The sequence below is a fragment of the Thermus albus genome (genome assembly GCF_022760855.1).
GTDB classification, from domain to species: domain Bacteria; phylum Deinococcota; class Deinococci; order Deinococcales; family Thermaceae; genus Thermus; species Thermus albus.
On record NZ_JAKTNR010000002.1, the window covers coordinates 228,647 to 251,769 of the forward strand.

At 64.4% G+C, this 23,123-nt stretch carries 22 protein-coding genes; 6 read left to right on the forward strand and 16 right to left on the reverse strand.

The features are described 5' to 3' along the window. Positions 1-65 precede the first annotated feature (65 nt). Genes L0D18_RS03070 through L0D18_RS03090 form a run of 5 tightly spaced genes read left to right on the forward strand, consistent with a single transcriptional unit; the run spans position 66 to position 4,844 of the window. Positions 66-1,004 (forward strand): GGDEF domain-containing protein, encoded by a 939-nt coding sequence (locus L0D18_RS03070; RefSeq protein WP_243027309.1) that lies wholly within the window; start codon positions 66-68, stop codon positions 1,002-1,004. Between the two features lie 36 nt (positions 1,005-1,040). Next, a complete protein-coding gene (locus L0D18_RS03075) occupies positions 1,041-2,159 on the forward strand; it encodes an acyl-CoA dehydrogenase family protein (protein WP_243027310.1) in 1,119 nt (372 codons plus the stop codon). Continuing rightward, positions 2,144-3,298 carry a thiolase family protein gene (locus L0D18_RS03080; RefSeq protein ID WP_243027311.1) on the forward strand — a complete coding sequence of 385 codons (1,155 nt, stop codon included), beginning with the start codon at positions 2,144-2,146 and terminating at the stop codon, positions 3,296-3,298. The genes L0D18_RS03075 and L0D18_RS03080 overlap by 16 nt, the downstream gene beginning before the upstream one ends. Positions 3,299-3,307: 9 nt before the next feature. Then, positions 3,308-4,039 (forward strand): 3-hydroxyacyl-CoA dehydrogenase, encoded by a 732-nt coding sequence (locus L0D18_RS03085; RefSeq protein ID WP_243027312.1) that lies wholly within the window; start codon positions 3,308-3,310, stop codon positions 4,037-4,039. Continuing rightward, positions 4,011-4,844, forward strand: coding sequence for a CoA transferase (locus L0D18_RS03090; protein WP_243027313.1), 834 nt, complete (start codon positions 4,011-4,013; stop codon positions 4,842-4,844). Before L0D18_RS03085 ends, L0D18_RS03090 begins: the two co-directional genes overlap by 29 nt. Here the strand turns inward: L0D18_RS03090 and L0D18_RS03095 are convergent. The 11 genes from L0D18_RS03095 to L0D18_RS03145 are packed head-to-tail and all read right to left on the reverse strand — an operon-like array spanning position 4,841 to position 14,402. Then, complete coding sequence (locus tag L0D18_RS03095) at positions 4,841-5,596, reverse strand: 3-hydroxybutyrate dehydrogenase (protein ID WP_243027314.1); 756 nt, start codon at positions 5,594-5,596, stop codon at positions 4,841-4,843. The two genes, L0D18_RS03090 and L0D18_RS03095, sit on opposite strands and share 4 nt — an antisense overlap. Before the next feature lie 22 nt (positions 5,597-5,618). Beyond that, the gene (locus tag L0D18_RS03100; RefSeq protein ID WP_243027315.1) at positions 5,619-6,323 is read right to left on the reverse strand and encodes an ABC transporter ATP-binding protein; all 705 of its coding nucleotides are present in this window, start codon (positions 6,321-6,323) and stop codon (positions 5,619-5,621) included. Then, the gene (locus tag L0D18_RS03105) at positions 6,320-7,024 is read right to left on the reverse strand and encodes an ABC transporter ATP-binding protein (RefSeq protein WP_279232133.1); all 705 of its coding nucleotides are present in this window, start codon (positions 7,022-7,024) and stop codon (positions 6,320-6,322) included. Before L0D18_RS03105 ends, L0D18_RS03100 begins: the two co-directional genes overlap by 4 nt. A gap of 13 nt (positions 7,025-7,037) precedes the next feature. Next, complete coding sequence (locus tag L0D18_RS03110) at positions 7,038-7,955, reverse strand: branched-chain amino acid ABC transporter permease (RefSeq protein ID WP_243027317.1); 918 nt, start codon at positions 7,953-7,955, stop codon at positions 7,038-7,040. Continuing rightward, positions 7,952-8,809 (reverse strand): branched-chain amino acid ABC transporter permease, encoded by an 858-nt coding sequence (locus L0D18_RS03115; protein ID WP_243027318.1) that lies wholly within the window; start codon positions 8,807-8,809, stop codon positions 7,952-7,954. Before L0D18_RS03115 ends, L0D18_RS03110 begins: the two co-directional genes overlap by 4 nt. 18 nt (positions 8,810-8,827) lie before the next feature. Then, positions 8,828-10,003, reverse strand: a complete 1,176-nt coding sequence (locus tag L0D18_RS03120) for an ABC transporter substrate-binding protein (protein ID WP_243027319.1) — start codon at positions 10,001-10,003, stop codon at positions 8,828-8,830. A gap of 15 nt (positions 10,004-10,018) precedes the next feature. Continuing rightward, a complete protein-coding gene (locus L0D18_RS03125; protein ID WP_243027320.1) occupies positions 10,019-10,444 on the reverse strand; it encodes a MaoC family dehydratase in 426 nt (141 codons plus the stop codon). After that, positions 10,422-11,171 (reverse strand): alpha/beta fold hydrolase, encoded by a 750-nt coding sequence (locus tag L0D18_RS03130; protein ID WP_243027321.1) that lies wholly within the window; start codon positions 11,169-11,171, stop codon positions 10,422-10,424. Before L0D18_RS03130 ends, L0D18_RS03125 begins: the two co-directional genes overlap by 23 nt. Next, a complete protein-coding gene (locus L0D18_RS03135; RefSeq protein WP_243027322.1) occupies positions 11,164-11,937 on the reverse strand; it encodes an alpha/beta fold hydrolase in 774 nt (257 codons plus the stop codon). The genes L0D18_RS03130 and L0D18_RS03135 overlap by 8 nt, the downstream gene beginning before the upstream one ends. After that, on the reverse strand, positions 11,924-13,402 hold the full coding sequence (locus L0D18_RS03140; RefSeq protein WP_243027323.1) for a class I adenylate-forming enzyme family protein: 1,479 nt from the start codon (positions 13,400-13,402) through the stop codon (positions 11,924-11,926). The genes L0D18_RS03135 and L0D18_RS03140 overlap by 14 nt, the downstream gene beginning before the upstream one ends. After that, complete coding sequence (locus L0D18_RS03145) at positions 13,395-14,402, reverse strand: 3-oxoacyl-ACP synthase (RefSeq protein WP_243027324.1); 1,008 nt, start codon at positions 14,400-14,402, stop codon at positions 13,395-13,397. The genes L0D18_RS03140 and L0D18_RS03145 overlap by 8 nt, the downstream gene beginning before the upstream one ends. A gap of 148 nt (positions 14,403-14,550) precedes the next feature. On the opposite strand from L0D18_RS03145, the gene L0D18_RS03150 reads away from it, so the two are divergent. Continuing rightward, positions 14,551-17,142, forward strand: coding sequence for a MalT transcriptional regulator family protein (locus L0D18_RS03150; protein ID WP_243027325.1), 2,592 nt, complete (start codon positions 14,551-14,553; stop codon positions 17,140-17,142). Positions 17,143-17,259: 117 nt separating this feature from the next. Here L0D18_RS03150 and secD read toward each other — a convergent pair whose 3' ends face one another. The 5 genes from secD to nusA form a co-directional block, all read right to left on the reverse strand. After that, positions 17,260-19,467 (reverse strand): protein translocase subunit SecD, encoded by a 2,208-nt coding sequence (gene secD, locus L0D18_RS03155; protein ID WP_243027326.1) that lies wholly within the window; start codon positions 19,465-19,467, stop codon positions 17,260-17,262. A gap of 135 nt (positions 19,468-19,602) precedes the next feature. Further along, entirely contained in the window at positions 19,603-19,950 is a 348-nt protein-coding gene (locus L0D18_RS03160) for a hypothetical protein (RefSeq protein WP_243027327.1), read from the reverse strand. Positions 19,951-19,988: 38 nt separating this feature from the next. Beyond that, complete coding sequence (infB, locus tag L0D18_RS03165; protein ID WP_243027328.1) at positions 19,989-21,704, reverse strand: translation initiation factor IF-2; 1,716 nt, start codon at positions 21,702-21,704, stop codon at positions 19,989-19,991. Continuing rightward, a complete protein-coding gene (locus L0D18_RS03170) occupies positions 21,673-21,951 on the reverse strand; it encodes a YlxR family protein (protein ID WP_243027329.1) in 279 nt (92 codons plus the stop codon). The genes infB and L0D18_RS03170 overlap by 32 nt, the downstream gene beginning before the upstream one ends. Further along, complete coding sequence (gene nusA, locus L0D18_RS03175) at positions 21,951-23,114, reverse strand: transcription termination factor NusA (RefSeq protein ID WP_243027330.1); 1,164 nt, start codon at positions 23,112-23,114, stop codon at positions 21,951-21,953. Before nusA ends, L0D18_RS03170 begins: the two co-directional genes overlap by 1 nt. Positions 23,115-23,123 lie beyond the last annotated feature (9 nt).

A 23,123-nucleotide genomic window follows, 5' to 3' on the forward strand; every position in this document is an offset into this window, starting at 1 on the left:
CCAGGGTGGAAGGGGCAAAGTCAAGCTGGCTCTCCTGGCGGCTTTTGAAACCATTAGAATGCGGCATGGCCCCTGGGATCTGGGCGGGTCTTGTTGGCCTCTACTGGCGTCTGGCCTTGCTTCCTGCGGTGTGGATCCCCGTTGTGGCCCTCTATGGGGACCGGGTGATGTACTGGGCCACGGCCCTCTACTGGGGGAGCCTTGTTTTCGCCTATACCTTGGGTAAGGTTACCGGTAAGGACCGCCTGGCGGTGGCCTTGCACCTGGGGGTGGCCTTATTGACCTCCCTTATGAGCCTGGTGGCCCCACCGGAGGTGGTGGTACGCGGGCTTTCCGGGGAGGACTGGCGCCTTGGGGTGATGGCTTTTTACACCGTGGGGGCCTATGCCTTCGCCGCCTTTGCCGGCTGGCCCGGGCTTGGGCTGGGATTGGCCTTTGGGCTCCTGGCCCCTTGGCCCCAGGAGGAGACCCGTTTCCTGGTGGCGGCGGGGGGGCTTTTGGCGGGCATCGGGGGCTTGAGCGTGGCGGCCATGATCCAGCGCCTTCAGGCCCTGCAAAGCCTCATCCAGAGTGAGGCCCTCACCGACCCTCTCACGGGCCTGGCCAACCGGCGTTCCTTGGAGCGGGACTTCTCCAGGCTCCAAGCCCTGGCGGCCCGGGAAGGGCTTTCCCTGGTGCTTTCCCTTTGGGACCTGGATAACCTCAAGGCCGTAAACGACCGGGAGGGGCACCAGGCCGGGGATGCCCATCTGCTCCGCTTCGCCCAGATTCTGCGGGAGGAGGTGAGGGAGGGGGATGCCCTGTACCGGGTAGGTGGGGACGAGTTTGTGGGCCTGCACCTGGGCCTAAGGGATGGTGCCTCCTTGGAGGCCCGGGTTCACGCCCGGTTCCCTTCGGTTTCCGTGGGCTTCTGCCCGGTGGAGGGCAGGGAGCTTCTGCAAGCCCTCGAGGCGGCCGATGGGCTCATGTACCTTAAGAAGGAAAAGAGAGGGCGGTTGCCTTAGGGTTTTGCACCGGGTAAACTTTTCCTGGAGGTTCCCTTGGACCTGGATAAACCTGTTCAGGAACTGGCCCGCCGCTTTGCCCGGGAGCGCATCCTTCCCCAGGCCAGGCTCCTGGACCAGGAGGCTCGCTTCCCCTGGCCCCTCTTTCGGGAGGCGGCGGGGCTTGGTTTTCCGGTCCTCTTGGTGCCGGAAGAGCTGGGCGGGGCCGGGCTTGGGCCAAGGGCCTTGGCCCTGGTGGCGGAGGAGCTGGCCTATGCCTGCACTGGGGTAGCGGCGGCCTTGCTCCTCAACAACCTGGTGGCCGACGCCCTCCTCCTCTCCCGAAGCCCCTACGCCCGGGGCTTCCTCCCCCGGCTCAAGGAGGAGGTGGCCTCTTATGCCCTCACCGAACCCCATGCCGGCTCGGACGTGGCCGCCATCCGCACCCGGGCGGAAAAGGTGGCGGGGGGGTACCGCCTCCACGGGCGCAAGACCTGGATCAGCCATGCCCCGGAGGCGGCCTTTTTCGTGGTCTTCGCCAAGGTGGCGGAAGGGCGGGAAGGGATCGCCGCCTTCTTGGTGGAGCGGGGGGTGGGAGTGGAGGTGGGGCCCCCTTTGCCCAAGCTGGGGCAGAGGGCTTCCCCGGCGGCGGAGGTGTACCTGGACGGGGCCTTCGTACCCGAGGAGGGCCTGATCGCCCGGGAAGGCTTTTCCCTGGCCATGCAGGTTTTCAACCGTTCCCGGCCCATGGTGGCCGCCTTGGCGGTGGGGCTTTTGCAAAGGGCCTTGGACGAGGCCTTGGCCTACGCCGCCATGCGGGAGGCCTTTGGCAAACCCCTTTTGGAGCATGAGGGGGTGGGGTTCAAGCTGGCGGAGATGCACATGGACCTGGAGGCCGCCCGCCTCCTCACCCTAAAGGCCGCCGAGCGGGCGGAAGAGGGGGAGGAAAACGCCTTAGAAGCGGCCACGGCCAAGGCCTTCGCCGCCGATGCCGCGGTGCGGGGGGTGTCCGAGGCCCTCCAGGTCTTTGGCGGCAACGGCTACAGCGAGGAGTACCCCTTGGCCAAGCTGTACCGTGACGCCAAGGTGCTCCAGATCTACGAGGGAACCTCCGAGATCCAGAGGCTCATCATCCTACGGGAGCTGGCAAGGAGGCGGATATGGCAGAACCGGTGATCCTCGAGGCGGTGCGTACCCCCATCGGCAAGCGGAATGGGGCTTTGCGCGAGTGGCGGCCCGATGCCCTATACGCCCAGGTGTTAGATGCCCTTCTTGAGCGTACGGGTATCGACCCCGGCCTCATCGGGGACGTGGTCACGGGTTGCGTGACCCAAACCGGGGAGCAAGGGGCCAACATAGGGCGGCTTGCCGTGCTCCTTTCCCGCCTGCCCAAGGAGGTGCCCGCGGTGTCCTTAAACCGCATGTGCGGCTCGGGCCAGCAGGCGGTCCACTTCGCCGCCCAGGCTATAGCCGCTGGGGATTTGGACTTCGCCATCGCCGGCGGGGTGGAGAGCATGACCCGGGCCCCCATGTTCTCCGACATCGGGGGAGGCTTCCACACCTTAAACCCGGCCCTTTTCCAGCGTTACGAGCTCGTCCACCAAGGGGAGAGCGCCGAGCGCATCGCCCAGCAGTACGGCTTCTGCCGGGAGGAGCTGGACGAATGGGGTTACCTTTCCCACAAGCGGGCAGCCCGGGCCATCCAGGAGGGCCGTTTCCGGTCCCAGATCCTTCCTTTGGAGGGGGTGGACGGGGAGGGAAGGCCCTTCCTTCTGGACCGGGATGAGGGGGTCCGCTTTGACGTGGACTACGAGAAGATGCTGGCTCTAAAGCCTGTCTTCCGGGAGGATGGGGTGGTGACCGCCGGCAACTCCAGCCAGATCTCCGACGGGGCAGCGGCCCTTCTCCTGGGGGACCAGGAAAAGGCCCTGGCCTTGGGCCTTCGCCCCCGGGCCCGTTTCCTGGCCCGGGTGGTGGTGGCCGGGGATCCCACCCTGCAGCTACTGGAGGTGATCCCTGCCGCCAAAAGAGCCCTTGAGAAGGCGGGCCTATCCATTAAGGACCTGGATGTCATCGAGATCAACGAGGCCTTTGCCAGCGTGGTCCTGGCCTTCCTGCGGGAGTTCGCTCCCGACCCCGAAAAGGTGAACCCCAATGGCGGGGCCATCGCCCACGGCCATCCTCTGGGGGCCACGGGGGCTATCCTCATGACCAAGCTCCTTTACGAGCTGGAGCGCACCGGGGGGGAGTTTGGCCTGCAGGTGATGTGCATCGGCCACGGGCAGGCCACGGCCACCGTCATCCAGAGGATTTAGGGGGTGGGTATGGAAAGAAGCGCCTTGGTGACGGGCGGGGCCTCGGGGCTTGGTAGGGCAGCGGCCCTGGCCTTGCGGGATCGGGGCTATAGGGTGGTGGTTCTGGACCTCAAGTGTGGGGAGGAGGAGGGCATAACCTACCTGGAGGGGGATGTGACCCGGGAGGAGGACGCCAGACGGGCAGTGGAGCTGGCCGCTTCCCAGGCGCCCCTCTTCGCGGTGGTGAATGCGGCGGGAATCGGTTTGGCCCGCAAGGTATTGGGGCGCGAAGGCCCTCACGATCTAGAAGCCTTCCGCAAGGTGGTGGAGGTGAACCTCATGGGCACCTTCAACATCCTGCGCCTAGCCGCCTGGGCCATGAAGGAGAATCCTCCTGATGCCGAGGGGCAAAGGGGTGTGGTGGTGAACACCGCCAGCGTGGCCGCCTTTGAGGGTCAGGTGGGCCAGGTGGCCTACGCCGCCAGCAAGGGGGGGGTGGTGGGTCTGACCCTCCCCGCGGCCCGGGAGCTGGCGGACTGGGGGATCCGGGTGGTGACCGTAGCCCCCGGCCTCTTCGACACCCCCCTCCTTCAGGGCCTTCCGGAGAAGGCTAAGGCTTCCTTGATAGAACAGGTGCCCTTTCCCAGGCGCTTGGGGCGGCCGGAGGAGTACGCGGCCTTGGTCCTACACATCTTGGAAAACCCCATGCTGAACGGGGAGGTGATCCGCCTGGATGGCGCCTTGCGCATGGCCCCCAGGTAAGGTTTTGGACCTGACCCGGCTCCTCCCCGGGCCTTTGGCGGGAAAGCTCCTGGCCGATCTGGGCTTCCCGGTCCTCAAGGTGGAGCCTCCGCAAGGGGATCCCCTAAGGGGTTGGGCCCTGGGGACCTACCGCTTTTTGAACGGCAACAAGGAGGTTTTGGTCCTGGACCTTAAGGAGAAGGCGGGCCGGGAAAGGCTTATGGCCCTGGCAGCCGAGGCCGCCATCCTCCTAGAGTCCAACCGCCCGGGGGTCATGGAGCGCCTGGGCCTGGGCCCGGAGGTGCTCCTTGCTGTCAACCCCCGCCTGGTCTACGCCCGGCTTCGGGGCTATCCCAATTCCCCGGACCCGGGCCACGATCTCACCTATTTGGCGGAGGCGGGGCTCCTCGGGCGCTTTCCCTGGCAGTCCTTCCAGTTTGCCGATCTGGCCGGGGCCTACGCTCTGGCCTTGGCGGCGCTCAAGGGGCTCCTCCTAGGGGGCGGGGTATACGAGGTGGCCCTTTCCGAGGCGGTCAAGGCCATGGCCTATCCCCCCATTCCCTTTCTGGACGGCTCCGTTCTCTGTTATGGGGTCTATCCTGCCCGGGAGGGAAAGGTGGCCCTGGCGGCCTTGGAGCCCCATCTATGGGTCCAATTTTGTCAGGAAGCTGGACTCCCCGAACTCCTTCCCGCGGCCTTCAACCTGGCGGAGCCCGGAAATCCGGCCTACGAGCGGCTGCGGGCCTTTCTTAAGGAGAAGGCCGCTTGGGAGTGGGAATCTTGGGCCAGGGAGAAGGGGCTTCCCCTACGGGCGGTGCGGGGCTAGCGGGCGGTCCAGCCCAGGTCTATGGGGAAGACAGCCCCCGTGATGGCCGAGGCCTTTTCCGAGGCCAAAAAAAGGGCCAGTTCGGCTATCTCTTCCGGCTCGATGAGGCGCTTGATGGCCGCCTGGGCCAGGAAGACCTTTTCCACCACCTCGCCCTCGGAAATGGCCAGGGTGCGGGCTTGGTCGGCGATCTGGTTCTCCACCAAGGGGGTGCGCACGTAAGCGGGGGCGATGGCGTTCACGGTGACGCCAAAGGGGCCCGCCTCGAGGGCCACGGTCTTGGTGAGGCCCAAAAGCCCGTGCTTGGCGGAGATGTAGGCGGACTTGTAGGGGCTTGCCACCAGGCCGTGGACGCTGGCGATGTTCAAGATCCGCCCCCAGCCCTTGGCCTTCATCCCCGGGAGGAGGGCCTTGATGAGCTGGAAGGGGGCGGTGAGCATCACCTGGAGCATCCTTTGCCAGGTCTCTAGGGGAAAGTCCTCCACCGGGTCGATGTGCTGGAAGCCCGCGTTGTTGACCAGGATGTCCACCCCCTGCCGGGCGGCTTCCCTCCCTAGCTCCTCTACGGCCTGGGGGTCGGAGAGGTCGGCCTGGAGAAATACCCCGCCTAGCTCCGCTGCCAAGGCGGAGGCGTCTTTAAGGTCATGCAACAGCACCTTGGCGCCTTCTTGGGCGAAGGCCCGGGCTAGGGCTAGGCCGATACCGCTTCCTGCGCCGGTGATCAGGACGGTTTTTCTAGCAAAAGGCCTCATCGGATACCCGTTTAGGAATAGTTTAGAGACTTAGGTAAGCTTCCCGGACCCGGGAATCTTCTAACACCACATGGGACGGACCCTGGAGCACGATACGCCCATGCTCCAGCACGTAGGCCCTGGCCGCCACCTCGAGGGAAAGGGCCACGTTCTGCTCCACCAGCAACACCCCCACCCCTTCTTCCGCTACGTGCTTGAGGGAGAGGAGCACCTCCTCGGCTAGGCGGGGGGCGAGTCCTAGGGAGGGCTCATCCACCAGGAGGATTTTGGGAAAGCCCATGAGGGCCCGGGCGATGGCCAGCAGCTGCTGTTCCCCCCCGGAGAGGGTACCTGCCAGCTGCCTCTTCCTTTCGTATAGACGGGGGAAGAGGGCAAAGACCCGTTCAAAACCCTCCCTCTCCCTTTCCGGGGCCAGAAAAGCAGCCCCTAGACGGAGGTTTTCCTCCACGGTCATCAGGGGAAAGAGTTGCCGGCCTTCCGGTACATGGCCGAGACCAAGCCGGGCCCGCCGGGCTGGGGAAAACCTCCGGAGGTCCTCCCCATCCCAAAGGACCTTTCCCCGCCAGGGCGGGATCAGCCCGGAGATGGCCCGGAGCAAGGTGGTTTTGCCGGCCCCATTGGCGCCAAGGAGGGCCACGAGCTCCCCTTCCTCGACCCCCAGATCTAGTCCGAAGAGTACCTGGGCCTTGCCATAACCGGTCTCCAAGCCCTCTACTTTGAGTTTCACGCTCCCCTCCCCAGGTATGCTTCCCGCACCCTCGGATCTTGGGCCACCTCCTGATAGGTGCCCTCAGCGATCACCTCTCCGTAGTCCAAAACCACCACCCGGTCGGCCAAGGCCCGCACCACCGACATGAGGTGTTCGATGAACAGGATGGAAACACCGGCGTCGCGGATCCGTCGCACCAGCGCCACCGCCTCCTCGGCCTCCTTGGGGCGGAGGCCAGCCATCACCTCGTCCAGGAGGAGAACCTTGGGCCGGGTGGCCAAGGCGCGGGCCAGCTCCAGGCGTTTATCCTCCAAAAGGGTGAGATCCCCCGCTAAGGCTTCGGACCGAGATTGCAACCCCGTGAGGCGCAACACCTCCTCCACCCAGGCTTCCCCTTCCTTCCGGGACGTTCCTGGCTTGCCAAAGAGGGCCCCTACCAGAAGGTTCTCCCGCACGGTCAGCTCGGGAAAAGGCTGCACGATCTGGAAGGCCCGCCCTAGGCCCAGGTGGGTGCGGGCTTCCGGAGGGAGGTGGGTGATGTCTTGCCCCAGGAAGAGGATCCGGCCCCGGTCGGGGCTTATTAGACCCGAAAGAAGGTTCAAAAGGGTGCTTTTGCCCGCCCCATTGGGGCCGATCACCGCCAGGATCTCCCTCTCCTTCAGGTGGAGGTTTACCTCCTTTAGGGCCTGGAGCCCCAGGAAGCGCTTGCTTAGGCCCATCGCCTGCAAGAGGTTACCCACGGCGCCTCCCCAGTATCCCCACCAGTCCGCGGGGGAGAAAGAGAATGACCAAGATGAGGATGGCTCCGTAGACCACCAGGTAACCCTCTTTGATCCAAAGCCTGAGGGCCTGCTCGAGGCTTACCAACACCACCCCGCCCACCAGGGGCCCCAAGGTGGTGTAGAGGCCGCCAAAAATGGGGATGACCAAGGCTTCCACGGCCCTTCCCAGGCTAAAGGCATCGTAAGGGGAGAGAAATAGGGTCTTCATCCCGTAGACGCCACCCGCAAGCCCGGCAACCAAACTCCCCAGGAGCAAGGACCAAAGTTTTACCCGGACCACCCGCACCCCTAAAACCCGGGCCACGGCCTCCGATTGTCGGGTGGCGGCTTGAGCAAGGCGAAATGAACTCTTTTCCGCCCAAAGGCTTAGGGCCGTGGCCAGGAGGAGAACACCGAGGCCCAGGTAGTAAGCGGCCAAAGGCCAGGTTCCCGCAAAAGGAGGCGGCACAGGGAGGCCTATGGGTCCCCCAGTAAAGGGTAACTTCAGGGTAAGCGTGCGCAACACCTCGCTGAAGGCCAGGCTGGCAATGGCGAAGTACAGGCCGTGGAGGCGGAGGGTCACCGACCCTAGGACGAGGGCCCCGGCTCCCGCTGTCAGGGCCCCCAAGAGGAGAGCGGGAAGGGTACCCACTTGCGGAGCTAGAAGCCCGGCGCTATACGCCCCCAAGCCAAAGAACGCTCCGTGGGCTAGGGAAAGCTGACCCGTCCGGGCCACCAAGTCCCAGGAAAGGGCCAGGGCGGTGAAGAGGAGGACGAAAAAGCCCACGTCCAGGAGAAAGGCCTGCCAAACCCCGAAGGGAAGAAAAGGTAGCAGGGCAAAGAGGAGGAGGAAGAGGAGGATCAAGGGGAAGTGGCCAAAGCCCTTCATGCCTTCCTCCAGGCCCGGCCCACTAGGGCTAGAAACAGGACCAGAAAGAAGACCGCTTCCACAAGCCCGCCTCCTCCCGGTAGATAGGTACTTACCAGGGCCTCGGCCGTGGCTAGAACGAGAGCAGCGGGTACCACCCCCTTGAGGTTGCCGAGTCCGGCTAGGGCCACGATGGCGAAGGACTTCAGGGTGAAGACGAAACCCACGGTGGGGCTGGCGTAAAGCATCACCGATAACATCACCCCGGCTACCCCGGCTAGGGCAGCGGCAAGGCCAAAGGCCAGAAGGTAGATCCTATCCGCTTCGATGCCCAAAAGGCCAGGGGCTAAGCGGTTTTGGGACACGGCCCGCATGGCTAGGCCGAATCGGCTTCGGGTAAGGAAGACCTGGAGCATTAGGAGGATGGCAAGGGAAAGCAAGAAAGCCCCAAAGGGCACAGCCCCCAGAAAAAAGGGACCCAAGGAGAGGGTGGTGGCCTGGTAAGGCGGGGCCACCACCCGGGTGTCGGCCCCAAATAGGAGGAGGGCGAGGTTTTGCAGGAGGATGGATAGGCCAAAGGTAAGGAGCATCTGGTTGAGTTCCGCGGCCCGCAACACCGGCCGGATCAAGCCTTGGTAGGTCAGGGCACCCACCATGAAAGCCGCGAGGAAGGCAAAACCCAAGGAGAGGAGGGGATCCATCCCCCGGTGGGCGAAAAGCAGGTAGGAGAGAAAGGCGCCCATCATCAGGAACTCTCCGTGAGCGAAGTTGACGATCCCCACCACCCCCAGGGAAAGGGCCAGACCTGTGGCCACCAGGGCGTAGACCCCGCTCATGAGGAGGCCGTTTAGGAGGGTTTGCAGCAGGAGCTCCATGGCCTTCCTAGAAGCCTCCTATCGGAGATAGTACTCCCCAGGGTAGCGCAAGGGCCTTGTGGCCACTTCCTTGGGGAAAACGGGCCGACGGCTTCCCTGGAGATACTGGAACTGGAACCAGATCTCGGGGCCGAACCCTTGGTACTTGGTGCGGCCCGTGTCCGAGGGCTTGAAGGACAAGAGGCCAAAGGGCGTGGGCATCTTTAGGCCAGCCAAGGCCTCGGCGATGCGGTTTTTGTCGGTGCTACCGGCCTTCTCCGTCGCCAGGGCCAAGCTCCTGACGATGGTATAGCCCATGGGCGCCATATATTCCTCGGTGACTTCCCCGAACTTCTTGCGGTAGGCTTCCACGAAGCGGCGGGATTCGGGGTTGGCCACCGTGGGTAACCAGGCGGTCATGCCAGCGATGTCATTGGAAAGGGGGTTTTTCTCAAAACCGATGGGCCAGGAGGGTGGAGCGCCATAGATGAGCTTGGGCCTGAGCCCCACCTGCCTTGCCTGGGTAGCGATGGGTAGAGCGTCGACATCGTATCCGATCCAGTAGAGGATGTCGGGAGCAAAGGCCCGGAAGCGGGTCAGGATGGCGGTAAACTGCCCACTTCCTGCTTTGAAGGGTTCCGCCTGTACCTGGTAGCCCAGTTTTTCCAGCTGCTGTTTGTAGACCCCGATGCCTGCGGAGCCGAAGGGCCCATCCTCGTAGAGGATGGCCACCTTCTTGGCTCCGTGTTCCCGGCTCAGGTACTGGAAGAACTGCAAAGCGGCGGCCACGTTGTGGTAGTCCCAGGGGTGGTAGTGGAAAAAGAGAGGGTATCCCTCAAAGGCCTGCTCCACCACCGAGCTGGCGGCTCCGACAACCAGGAAGAGGGGGCTGTACTGCTTCACGGGGCCGGAGAGCGCGAAGGTGACGCCGCTGGCCAGGCCGCCGATCACGATGTCCACCTTGTCCACGGTCATGAGCTTGGTGAAGGCAGGAACCGCCTTGGCAGGGTCGGTGCCGTCGTCCACCACCACCAGCTCCAGCCTCACCTTACCGGCGGCGTTGGCCTCGTCAGCGGCCAGCTGGATGCCGTTCAGCGCTGCCTTACCCGAAACCGCAGAGGCCCCGGAGAGGGGGAGGATGACCCCCACCCTCAAGGGGACCTGGGCCCAAGCCAGACCTGCTAGGAGCACCAAAAATCCCACAGCTTTTCGCATACTTGCCTCCTTTCCCTAGGGCCTTCCGCCCGTAGGTTCCTCGTAAAGCACCACGGCCTCGCCTTCTATAACCGTTTCTCCTCGCTGGTTTGCGCACACGGTGTCAAGGGTGAGGACGAATCCCCCCTTTTCCCTTTCCCGCACTCCCTTCACCGTTGCGGTGGCGGTGATGGTATCCCCCAGGTAGGTGGGCTTTAGGAAGCGCAGGGTCTGGGAGAGGTAGATGGCCCCCGTTCCCGGCAGCTTGGTGCCGATCACCGTGGAGATGAGCCCGGCCACCAGGATCCCCTGGGCGATGCGCCGGCCAAAGCGGCTTCCTTGGGCATAGGCTTCGTCCACGTGCAGGGGATTGGTGTCCCCCACAGCTCCCACGAAGAGGGCCACGTGGGCCTCGGAGATGGTCTGGGTGTAGCTGGCTTTATCCCCCACCTTGAATTTCACCGTGCACCTCCTTGAGGAAGTCCTCTAAGATGCCTTTTAGCAACCCGGGATTTTCCAGATTCACTGAGTGGCCTATGTTTTCTAGAATCAAAAGCCTACCTTTGGGGAAGAAAGCCGCCGTTTCCTCGGCCAGGGCCCGGTTCACGAGGGGGTCCATGGCGCCGTGGATCACCAGAACTGGCCCCGGGTACGCCCTTTCCAGCCGCCACGCCGCCAGGGCCCGGGCATTGCCCTGGAAGTGGGCGGGGTGCATCCTTTGCGCTTTCTCCACCAGCTCGGAGAACCAGGGGGGTCTACGGGTGGGGGCCATGGCAGCTAGGGCCTGGGACAGGGCTTCCCGGTTGTACTGGTAGCTTTCCAGGATAGGGTAATAGGCTTCTGGGGTTTTCAACCCCGAGGGTGGGGCGGAGTTGAGGAGGACCAGCCCCGGTGTCTTCTCGTCCGCCGCTTCCATAACCACCGCACCCCCTAGGGAGTGACCCACCAGGATGGCTTCCTCTACCCCCTTTTGCCGCAGAAAGTCTGTAAGGGCTTTGGCGTAGGCGGGGATGGAAGGGAAGAAATCCTCAGGAACTGGGCTTTCACCAAAGCCCGGCAGGTCAGGGGCCAGGAGCCAGGCCCCTTCTGGGGGATCTTGCAAGAGTTCCCGCCACCATTCCTTGCAGGCAAAGTTGCCGTGGACTAAAACCACCGGGGTTCCGGTACCGCTTTCCAAGTAGCTAAGCATGGACTGCCTCCAGGAACTGCCTCACGGCACGGGCGAAGGCAGGGGGATCCTCCAGGGACGCCGCGTGGCCCGTAGGCAAGGCTTGAAGCTCCGCTCTAAGGGCCTCAGCCAAGGCTTGCGCATAGGGCTTGGGGAAAAGCAGATCTTCCTCCCCATAAAGGACCAAGGCGGGTAAAGCAAGGCGCGGAAGCTCGGGCCTGAGGTCCTGTAGGGCAAGAAAACCTAAAAGAAGCCTTTCCTGAGCTTTCTCATTCGGAGACTGGGCCATCAGGGAAGCAAGGCCTTCTTCCTCTAAAAGGTCGGGGTGGGTGTTGAGGAAGTGGGCCCCAAATACCCAGGGTAGGGCTACCCTAAGGCGCAAGGGGGTGCCCCCAGCTCTAAGGGCGTAAAGCCAGCTCTCCACCTTGGCCCTTAAGGCGGGGTCCAGGTAAGGGGTGGTGCAGGCCAGAACCAGCCCCCGGAAGCGATGAGGGGCCAGGAGGGCGGCCTTTAAGGCCACGATCCCCCCATTGGAAAGGCCCACTAAGGTGGCGTCTTCCCAGCCCAGCTCCTCGAGGAGCCCGAGGAGGTCCTGGGCGTGGACCTCTGGGGTGTAGAAACCCTCTGGGGCCTCGCTTTCCCCTTGGCCCCGCATGTCGTAGCGGAGGACGGTGTAGCCCTCGAGGTGGGGCAGCACGGGATCCCAGCTCTCCAGGCGTTGGAAGATCCCATTGAGAAGAACCACCTTGGGACCTCTGCCTTCTACGCGGTATCTAAGCCTGGCCATACTTCTCCTCCCACACCTTTTTCAGCACTTCCTTCTGCACCTTTCCCGGGCCGGATTTGGGAAGTTCCTCCAGGAAGACGATGTGTTTGGGAACCTTGTACCCCGCCAGGCGCTCCCGCAGGAAGGCGCGAAGGACCTCTGACTCCAGCGGTTCCCTTAGGACCACGAAGGCTATCCCCACCTCGCCCCACTTGGGGTCGGGTACCCCCACTACGGCGGCCTCCCGTACCGCTGGGTGGTCGTAGAGGGCCCGCTCCACCTCCCCGGGGTAGACGTTCTCCCCTCCGGAGATGAACATTTCCTTCCTGCGCCCTGCGATGTAGAAGCGGCCTCCCTCATCTCGGAAGGCCAGGTCCCCGGTCCTAAGCCAGAGTCTTTCCCCGTCATAGACGAAGGCCTTGGCGTTTTCCTCAGGGCGGCGGAAATACCCCTTCATGACCACGCTTCCCGAAAGCCAAAGCTCCCCGGTTTCCCCTACCTGGACTTCCCCTCCATCCTCCCCCACCACGCGAGCCCTTAAGTGGGGCATGGGCCGGCCCACGCTCTCGGGGTAGGCCTCGGCCTCTTCCAGCTCCAGGGTGAAGCAGTTCACGCCGCACTCCGTGAGGCCGTAGCCCTGCTTGAAGCGCACCCCTTTCCTGCGGAAGGCTTCCCGCACCGGGCTAGGGCAGGGGGCTCCTCCGGAGATGGCGAAGCGCACGAAAGAAAGGTCAGCTTCTGTGAAGCCAGGAGTTTCCAAGAGCATTTGGAACATGGTGGGTACCAAGAAGAGGATGGTGGGGCGGTGGGCCTGGGCCAGGGCTAGGTACTCGTCAGGGCGGAAGCGCTCCTCGATCACCACGCTCCCCCCCAGGTATAGGAGAGGGGTGGCCAGGGCGTTCAGGGCGGCGTGGAACATGGGGGTCGCCAGGATGTACCGGTCCTCCCGGGTAAGCCCCCAGGAGAAAGCGGTCTGGATGGCGTTGATCAGAAGCTGACGGTAGGGGATCAGGGCCCCTTTGGGTAGGCCGGTGGTGCCCCCAGTGAAGAGAAGGAGGACGGGGTCTTCCGGACCCATCCCCGCCTCGCACCCCATTTCCGTTCCCTCTAAGAGGACCTCGAGGGGAAGTGCCTTGGGATCCAGGGCCTGGGCCATTTCCTGAAAGCCCTCCCCGTAGAAGAGCACCCGGGGCTCGGTGTAGGCGTAAAGGGCTTGCAGTTCGGGCAAGCTTAGGCGGTGGTTAAAGGGGGTGAGGATGTGGCCGAGAAGGGGGGCGGCGAAGAGAAGGTCCAGGTAAGCGGGGTGATTCCAGGCCAGGAGGCCCACCCGGTCCCCTTGGCCCACTCCTAGGCTCTGGAGCGCGCCCGCGGTTTTCCGCGCCCTGCGGTAAAGATCCCCATAAGTGAGCCAGGTGTTTTGAAAGAAGACGGCTTTACGCTCTGGATGGTATTCGGCCAGCCTTTCCAGCCAGTTGGCCTCAAACACAAAGCCCTCCTTCCAGGCGGAGCACCGCCGCCCCGTAGAAGTACCCCACGCCGGCCGCAGCCAGGGCTACCAGGCTCCCGTCCCGCAGAAGGCCCTCCTCCCAGGCCAGCTTCAGGGAGAGGATAGGATCTAGTTGGCCCAGGTGCCCGAAGCGTTCCAAATAGATGGACTGGTCTTCCCTCAGGCCCAGACCTTCCAGCACCGCCCGGTGGGCGGAGCGCTTCATGTGGAGAAGGGCCAGGTAGTCCAGGTCGGCCTCGGTATAGCTGGCTTCCCCCAAGGCCTCCCGTATCACCTCCAGGAACGTGGGGATGGAGCTGCGGTCTAGGCGTTCCTTCATGGCCTGAGGGTTCTCCACGCGCAGGCGGAACGCCGACAGGTTGCCCGGGTTTAAGGGGTTTCGCGTACCCCCCACGGGCACCTTGACCATGAGGGCCAGGGTGGGGTCCATGCGGTGGGCAAGGCCCAATAGCCTGAGCCCAGGTCCCTCCCGGGTGAGGATCACGGCCCCTCCCCCTGCGGCGAGGTCGTAGAGGAAGCGGGTGCTGGGGTCTTGGTAGTCCACCAGGTCCCCATTGCGGTAGCCCCCCGCCACCAGGATCACCTGGGCCTCTTTGCGGGTGGCGAAAAGCCCCCGGGCTACCTCCAGGGCGCCCATGAGGGAGGCGCACTTCTGGTTGAGATCCAGCCCCTTGGCCCTCGAGGCCCCTAGGCCCCAGGCTAGGTAAGGGGCCGTGGCCCATACAGGGTAGTCTTTATATTCCTCCACAATGGAGATCGCCCAGTCGATGGCGTCCGCAGGGATGTTCGCCGCCTTGAGGGCGGCCTGGGCAGCCCAAAGGGCCATGTCGGCGGGGTGGTCCTCGGGCCCCGGTACCGGTTTTTCCACGATCCCCAGCTTTTCCCGAACCACCTCTGCCGGAAGCCCCGAGGATGCGGCGATTTCCTCTGCCGACACGCGCTTGACGGGTAGGTAAATCCCCAGCCCTCGGACGAACATTTGCCTCAAGGTTAGCTTCTGGGTGTTACAGAGCCGTTACACGAGTGGTGTCCTTCCCTGAGGGTGGCCTCCACGGGGCCAGGCCTTCTGCCTGGGGCGGAGTCAATCGGCCATTGCCCAGAGGCCTGGATACTAGGAGAATGTGAGCATGCCCTATCCGGTGCCCCCCTCGAGGCTCCTCCCCCCGCGCACGGCCAAGGAGGTGCGGCGGGACCGCCCTCGGCGCTTGGTGGAGGAAGCGTTTCGCCATAGCCCGGGGGTGGTCCTAGCCGGAGGGGCGGGGTACGGGAAGACCAGCCTGGCCTCTGAGTTCACGGGGGTCTACCTGGCCCTGGCAGAGGAGGCCAAGGACCCGGCGGTTTTTCTCTGGCACCTCCTGGCGGCCTACCGGGAGCGGGTGGGGTTGGCTGAGGTGGCGGGGCTTTTGGAGGCGGGGGCCTGGCCTCGTGCTCTGGAGGCCTTGATCCAAGCCTTGGAGCCTCTGGGCTCCCACCTCTTGGTTCTGGATGAGGCGCATCGGGCAGAGAGTCCCGGGGTGCTTAGGGTGGTCCAAGGGCTTGTGCGCCTTCCGGGTGTAAGGGTTCTGCTCCTCTCACGGAGGGCCACGCCCTTTGCCTTTTTCACGGTGTTTTCCGAACGGGAGCTGGCCTTTGATCCCCAGGAGGCCTGCCAACTGGCCAAGGCGTTGGCCCCGGAGCTTCCGGCCTTTGAGGTGGAAAGGGCCCTCTCCCTGGTGAAGGGATGGCCCTTGGGCTTGCGCGTAGCCCTTTTGGCCATGCGCCGGGGGCTCAGGCCGGAATTGGCGCTGGAAAGCGCCGAGGGGCTCTTGGCCTACCTGGCGTATGGGCTTCCCCGGGGGGTGTTGGAGGCGGCCTCGAGGCTGGCCCTTTTGGGGGAGGTCCCAGAGGCGGAAGGCCAGGCCCTCTTACCTTTTGCCGAGGACCTTCTGCTAGAGAGGCGGGAGGGGAAACTCTACTTCCATCCCCTGGTGCGCAGCGCCCTCAAGACCCTTCTTCCCGAGGCGGAGGCCCGGGGGCTCCTCACCAAGGCGGCGGAGGAGGCCCTAGCCCGGGGGGAGGGGATTCGGGCAGCCGAGTTCCTCCTGGAGGCGGGAAGGTTCGGCCATGTGGCGGATCTTTTGGCGCAGGAGGGGTTCTCCTGGTTGGCCCGTGGCCTCACCTACACCGTTTTGCGCCTCCTGGCCCACCTGCCGGAAGCCTTGCGGCGAGGGCGGCATAAGCTCGACCTCTTGGAAGCGGAGGCCTTGCGCCAGGCGGGGCGCTACCAGGAGGCGGAGGCTGCCTACCAAAAAGCCCTGAGGGCAGGGGAGACCCGGGCTTACCTGGGCTTGGCCCGGCTTTTCCTGGACACGGTGGAGCCGGCGCGAGGACGTCCCTACCTGGAGGAGGCTTTGAAGCTCTTCCCAGAGGAAGCCCGCCCCCTTTTAGCGGAGAACCTCCTGAACGAGGGCCTGGTAGAGGAAGCTGAGGCCCTCGGGCTTTCTGGACCGCGGCTTCTCCTTAGGCAGGGAAGGCCAGGGAAAGCCTTGGCCTTGTTGCGGGAAAGCGCGGACCCTGGCTTGCATCGGCCACCACAAAACCACCGGGAGGGAACCCTTCTCCGGGCTCTTTTGGAGTGCGTGGCCGGGGATGCGGAAGAGGGCCTTCGCTGGGCGGAGCGGGGTCTGAGGGAGGCCGAGGTGCTGGGAAGTCCCTTCGGCATGAGCCTGGCTCAGGCCAGGCGGGGGCATGCCCTTTTGGCTTTAGGGCGCTTTGAGGAGGCCGGTGCGGCTTATCGGTCCGCCCTGGCCATGGCCGAGGGGGGTCCGGCGCGGCTCGAGGTGGAGGCTTTGGGGGGCCTAGCCGCCTTAGGGGATGAGGGAGCCTATAAGGAGATGGTCCGCCTGGCCCGGACCGCAGGGGATCTTTGGGTGGAGGGCTTTCTCACGCTCATGGTGGCGATGGCCTGGCTTCGCCGGGGACTGGTGTTCCCCCTACCCGCCCTACCCCTCCTGGACCCGTTTCTTCGGGCGTTGGTGGGGGCCTATCCCTTCCGGGATGGTTGGGAAAGCCTGCTGCTGGCTTACCCCTTCTTGGCTGGAAGGACGCTGTTCTCTCCCCCTATTGCCCGGGTGCGCCGGGCCCTTTGGCGGCTCGGTCGCCTTGGAGTCCCCTACCATCCAGGGGTCCGGGTAGGGATCCGGGTGCTTGGGGGGTTTGAGGTCCGGGTGGAGGGACGCCCCGTGCGCTTCCGCCGAGATAAGGCCCGGCTACTCCTGGCCCTTTTGACGGCTTCGGACTGGGAGAAGGAGGACCTCCTGGAGGCCTTGGCGGTTTCCCCGGGGGAGTTCCGGGTGCTCTGGTGGGAGGTGGTGAACGCCCTAGAGCCGGGGCGTCCCAGGGGCGCCAAGCCCTACTTCCTGCGCCAAAAACCCTATGGCCTCGTTCGCGAAGTCCCGGAACTGTACGTGGACCTTTGGGATCCCGAGGCTCCCCTTGCCCCACCCTATCTGGGTTTGGACCACCCTTTTCTTGAAGACCAGGCCAGGGTCTATTTGGAGGAACGGCGGCAGGCCCTTTTGCAAAGCCCGAGGTTTGAGGACTGGCTTTTGGCCCTGCGCCTGGATCCCCTGGATGAGGAGGTTCTGCGGCGGCTTTACGGCACCCCGGCCCATGAGGAGGCCCTTCGCCTTCGGCAGAGGGCCTTGGAGGAGTTGGGCTTGGAGGCAGGAACCCCTTAAACCGGCGCCTGGTCAATACCTCGGCCCCTCTCAACGGAGCTGGGATGGAAGGTAACCCAAACCCGGGGATCCCTTTTCGTCCCCGGGTTTGGGTTGCTGCCTGCTTCCGGGCGGTCTCTAAATGGATTTCTTGGCCTGGCGCTGGCGCAACTCTTTCCAGAACACCACCATGGCGCTCACCACGTAAATGGAGCTGTAGGTGCCCACGAAGATGCCCACGAAGATGGCCAGGGAGAAGTCCCTGAGGACGCTTCCCCCGAGGAAGAGGAGGGCGATGATGGGCAGGAGGGTGGTGAGGCTGGTCATCACCGTGCGGGAGAGGGTCTGGTTGATGGAGCGGTTTACCATTTCCCGGTAGGGGGTGCCCCGCATGAGCTTTTGGTTCTCCCGGATCCGGTCGGAGACCACGATGGAGTCGTTGATGGAGTAGCCCACAATGGTGAGCAAGGCGGCGATGGTGGGGATGGAGAACTCCAGGCCCAAGAGGCTATACATCCCGGCCACGATGGCCACGTCGTGGGCCACGGCCAGGACGCTGGCTACGCCAAAGGTCCAGTCAAAGCGGAAGGCCACGTAGATGAGGATGAGGCCTAGGCCCACCAAGACCGCCATCACCGCATTGCGGCGAAGCTCCGAGCCGATGGCCGGACCCACGGTTTCCGAGGTGAGGACGCTGGCCTTAAGCTCCCCGGCAAAAAGCCGCTCCAGCTCGAGGCGCTTTTCGTCGGGAAGGGGCGGGAGCTTAAGGGAGAACTCCCTGTAGTCGGCGGTGGGGGCCTGTACTTGGGTGATGACGGCTTCCTTGGCGGGAAAACCCTTGCCCTCCAGGAAACGCCTTAGGCTGTCCACCCCTACCTCGGGGCCCGTGCGCAGGGTGTAAGCGGTGCCCCCGGTGAAGTCAATGGAATAGTTAAACCCCTTGGTGAAGACCATCCCCGCGGCTAAGACCGCCAGGAGGAGGGTGGCTACGGTTACGAAGCGGGCCGGGCCCATGAAGTTGAACCGGGGGTTCACCAGCCACATGGGAGGCTTGATCTCACCCCGGTCCGCCATGCGCTCCAGGAGGTAGCGGCTGAAGACCAGGTTGGAGAAGACGCTGGCCACCACCCCGATGGCCAAGACCACGGCGAAGCCCCTGACGGGGCCGGTGGCGTACTGGTAAAGGGCGGCAGCGGCCAACAGGTGGGCAACGTTCACGTCCAGAATGGTGAGGGTGGAGTGCTTGAAGCCCTCGGGGATGGCCTGGCGGAACCTCTTCCCCGCCCTAAGCTCCTCCTTGATGCGCTCAAAGGAAAGCACGTTCCCGTCCACCGCCGCCCCCAGGGTGAGGACGAGACCGGCGATGCCGGGGAGGGTAAGGGTGGCCCCTAGGCCGGAAAGGAGCCCCAGGATCAGCACCGAGGTGTAGACAAGGCCCAAGGAGGCCACCAGGCCCAGGCTTGGGCCGTAGTAGGCGAAGATGAGGAGGAAGATGGCCAGGGTGCCGATGAGGGCGGAACGGATGCCGGCTTGGATGGCATCCTGGCCCAGGGTGGGGCCTATGGAGCGGATCTCCGCCACCTCCAGGGCCACGGGTAGGGCCCCGGAGCGCAGGACCAGGGCGATCTCGCTGGCCTCCTCGAGGCCGGAAAGCCCCTCAATCACCGCCTGGCCCCCGGTGATGGCCTGCCGTATGACGGGGGCGGTGTAAACCTTGCCATCCAGGACGATGGCTAGCCGTTTGCCCACGTTGGCCCGGGTGACCTCCTCAAACTTTTTGGCGCCTTCTGGGGTGAAGGTGAGGGAGACCTGGGGGCGGCCGAACTGGTCAAAGACCGCCCGGGCATCCGCCAGGTCCGCACCCGTGAGGAGGGCTGGGCCCAGGTCCTCGGGCTTGATGAGGTCCTTTTCCAGCTCTTCCCGCTTAAGCCTGGGGTTTTCCCTAAGAGCCTGGTTGATCTGGGCCACGGTGGTGCCCGTAGCCCCCTCTTTTAGGATGCGGAACTCCAAGACCGCCCGCTGGCCGATGAGCTTAAGGGCCCGGTCCTGGTCCGCCTGGGAGAGGCCCGGTAGCTCCACCACGATGCGCTTTTGCCCCTGGATCTGGATCAGGGGTTCCGCCACTCCCAGGGCGTTGATGCGGTTTTCCAGGACGGTACGGGCCTTTTCCAGGTCGTCGGGGGTGGGGCTTTCCACGGCGGCCTCGAGGACGATGCGCAGACCTCCTTTAAGGTCCAGGCCCAGCTTTACCTTGGGCTCCCCTGGGGCCCAGGGCTTCCAGACCATGAGGAGGGCCAGCAGGAAAAGGCCAAGGAGCAGAAGTCCGTTGAGAAGCTTGCGGTTCATACGGTTTCCCTTCGGTTACACATGTGCCTGATTCGGTATCAGAAGCGCCTGAAGCCATAGGACAAATCCAAACCCTACTTAAGGTGCGCCGGATGGCCTTTGGGGCTGGAGCCGGCGCGGGAGGGAACCCAGGCCTTAGCCTCCATCCATCTGGAGGCGGCCGTAGAGAAGGTAGAGGTGGGGTGGGGAAAGGGTCCCTGGCACGGGCGGTGGGGCCTCCCGGTTCTGGGGTTTGCTGGGGAGATGGGGAGGCCGGGTGGGAGCCTGGGCCAAGGAGGTGGTCCCGCTCCCTTGCCGCTCCTCCTTCAGGACCCAGGCGGGCCCCTTCGCATGAAGCCCTGCTTCCGCCTTTCCCCTGTCCGGGGGTGGTAGGGGTAGACCCTGGAGGGCGAGGGCCAGGATGGCCAGGACGAGTCCCGGCCTTCCCCAGGCACCCCCCAGGATCGGCTGCCTGGGATACCCCAAGGGGAGGCTAGGGGTCATGGGATGCCTCCTGAGGGAGGACCACCGCCGGGAACCTCCTACGCCGGCACCTCCACCATCTGGAAAACCTCAAGGACATCTCCTTCCTGGAAGTCGTCGAACCCCTCGAGGCCAACCCCGCATTCATATCCTTGGGCCACCTCCCGCACGTCCTCCTTGAAGCGCTTGAGGCTGGCCATCCTGCCCTTCCAGATCTCCTCCCCCTTGCGCAACACCCGCACCTCGGCACTCCGCACCACCTTGCCCTGGGTGACCATGCATCCTGCCACCTGTTTGCCTCCGGGCAGGCGGAAGATGGCCCGCACCTCGGCCCGGCCCAGGACCTCCTCCTTGTATATGGGCTCCTTTTGCCCCTTCACCATGGCCCGGACCTCGTCGATGAGGTCGTAGATGATGCGGAAGGTTTTGAGGAGGACCCCCTTTTGCTCCGCCGCCTTCTTCACGGCACCGGAGGGGTTTACCCCGAAGGCCAGGATAGCGGCGTTGGCGGTCTGCGCCAGGAGGACATCGGACTCGGTGGGGGCCCCCACCTGGGCCAGGAGCACATTTATCTTGACCTCGTCGGTACTTTCCTTGGCGAGAATGTGCTGGATAGCTTCCAAGGAACCTTGGGTATCCGCCCGCAGGATGAGGTTCACCTCTTTCTGCCCCTCCTCCTGTAGGGCGCGCAGGAGGTCGGCCATGGTCCTGGGGCGGCGCTCCCTTTCCGCTTCTTCCCGGGCCCTGCGCTCCTCCTTTCGCTCCTCGGTAATCTCCTTGGCCGCCTCGAGATCGGGCACCCATTCCACCACGTCCCCAGCGTGGGGAAGCTCCTGGAAGCCCAGGACCTGCACGGCGCTACCCGGTCCCGCTTCCTTGCGCTGGTTGCCGTCGGCGTCCATCATGGCCCGGATGCGGCCGTACACCTCGCCGGCCACCACGTAATCCCCCACCCGGAAGGTGCCCTCCTGGACCAGCATGTTGGCGATGATCCCCGCCTGCTTGTCCAGCCGGGACTCGAGGATAACCCCCCTAGGTTCGGCGTTGGGGTCGGCCCGGTAGTCCTCCAGCTCGGCGATGAGAAGGATCATCTCCAAGAGGTCCTGTACCCCCTGTCCGGTCTTGGCGCTGATGGGCACCACGATGGCCTCCCCCCCATACTCCTCGGGCACGAAACCCCGCTCCATGAGCTGCCGTTTGACCCGGTCGGGGTTGGCCTGGGGCAGGTCCATCTTGTTGAGGGCGAAGAGGATCCTGGCCCCGGCGGCCTTGGCGTGGGCGATGGCCTCGTCCGTCTGGGGCATGATCCCGTCGTCGGCGGCGATGACGATGACGGCGATGTCCGCCACCTTGGCCCCCCGCTGCCGGATGGTGGTAAAGGCCTCGTGCCCCGGGGTATCTATGAAGACCACCGTACCCTGGGGAGTCTTCACCTCAAAGGCGCCCACGTGCTGGGTGATCCCCCCCGCCTCCTTCTCGGCGATGCGGCTTTTGCGCAGATAGTCCAGCAGGGTGGTCTTCCCGTGGTCCACGTGGCCCATGATGACTACCACGGGAGGCCTTCTAGGAAGGGCTTTCCTGCGCTCTTCTTCGGCCAGCTTTTCCTGCAGACCCCGTTGCTCCTTGACCAGTTCCCGCACCGCCTCCGCATCCTCCTCGGAAAGGGTGGAGGCGTGGGATTTGTAGGGAACCCCCATCTGGTCCAGGAGTTCCAGCAGCTCCTCGTTGGTCATGCCCAGCTCTTTAGCCAGCTGGTAGATGCGTATTTTGGCCATCCGTACCTCCTAGAAGGATTGTAAGCGACTCCGACAAGGCCTTGGCCCGGCCGCCGGCAAAGCGCCTGAGTTTCTTTTCCGTCCAGCACTCGGGGTTGTCGGGGCAGACATAGGCCCCCCTGCCCGGCAGTTTCCCCGTGGGGTCCAGGCGAAACCCCTCCGCCGTGAAGAGAATCCGCAAAAGCTCTCCCTTAGGCCGCCTTCTGCGGCAGGCCACGCACATGCGGATGGGGACATGCTTGGCCATCACTCGGAAATGTCCCGGAAGAGTTTCTCAAACTCCTCCTTGGCCCGGCTCGGGGCTTCTGCCTCCTCCTGGGCGGCCCGGCGAATGGCCTCGTCCAGGTCGGAGATCTCCGCCTCCTCAAAGTGGATCTCGTACCCCGTGAGCTTGGAAGCCAGGCGGACGTTCTGCCCCCCGGTGCCGATGGCCAGGGAATGCTGGTCCTTGGTCACCTTGACCCGGGCCTTCTGCCCATCCGGGTCCAGCTCAATGGAACCCACCTGGGCGGGGGAGAGGGCGTTCCTGATGAACTCCTTGGGGTCCTTGGCCCAGAGGATGATGTCCACCTTTTCCCGGCCCAGCTCCGCGGAAACCGCCTGGATGCGTTGCCCCTTGTGGCCGATGCAGGCCCCGATGGGATCCACATTGGGGTTGTGGGTCATCACCGCCACCTTGCTGCGGCGGCCGGGCTCGCGGGCGATGGCCTTGATCTCCACGATGCCCTCGGCGATCTCGGGGACCTCCTGCTTCAACAGGTGTTCCAGAAGCTTTTCGTGGGCCCGGCTCACGATCAAGGAAGGGCCTTTGGCCGAGCGGTCCACCTTCTTCAGGTACACCTTGAGGCGTTGGCCGGGATAGTACCGCTCGGTGGGGATTTGCTCGCTCTTCGGAAGGTAAGCCTCTCCCCGGCCCAGCTCCACGAAGACGTTGCCCCGGTTGTCCACCCGGGTCACCACCCCCGTGAGGACCTGGCCTTCCTTGTCCTTGTACTCGTTGTAGATGCGGTTGCGTTCGGACTCCTTGAGGCGCTGGGTGAGGATCTGGCGCAGGTCTTGGATGGCCATGCGGGAAAGGCCCTCGGGGTCAATGGGGAACTCCATCTCATCGCCCACCTGGACCTCGGGATCGTACTCCAGGGCTTCGGAGAGGGCGATTTCCTTGTCGGGGTCCTCCACCTTCTCCACCACGCGGCGGACCTCCACCATCTCAATGCGCCCGGTCTGGGGATCAATGTAGACGTCCACCTCCGGGCCCTTGCCGGCATCGATCTCTTCCTTGCGGTATCCCTTCTGCCGCTTGATGTAGGCCTTGCGCAGGGCTTCCTTGAAGGCCTCGAGGACCTCCTCGGTGGTAACCCCCCGCTCCAAGGCCAGCTGCTGCATGGCGTCTATGAATTCCCGGTTCATCTCTCCTCC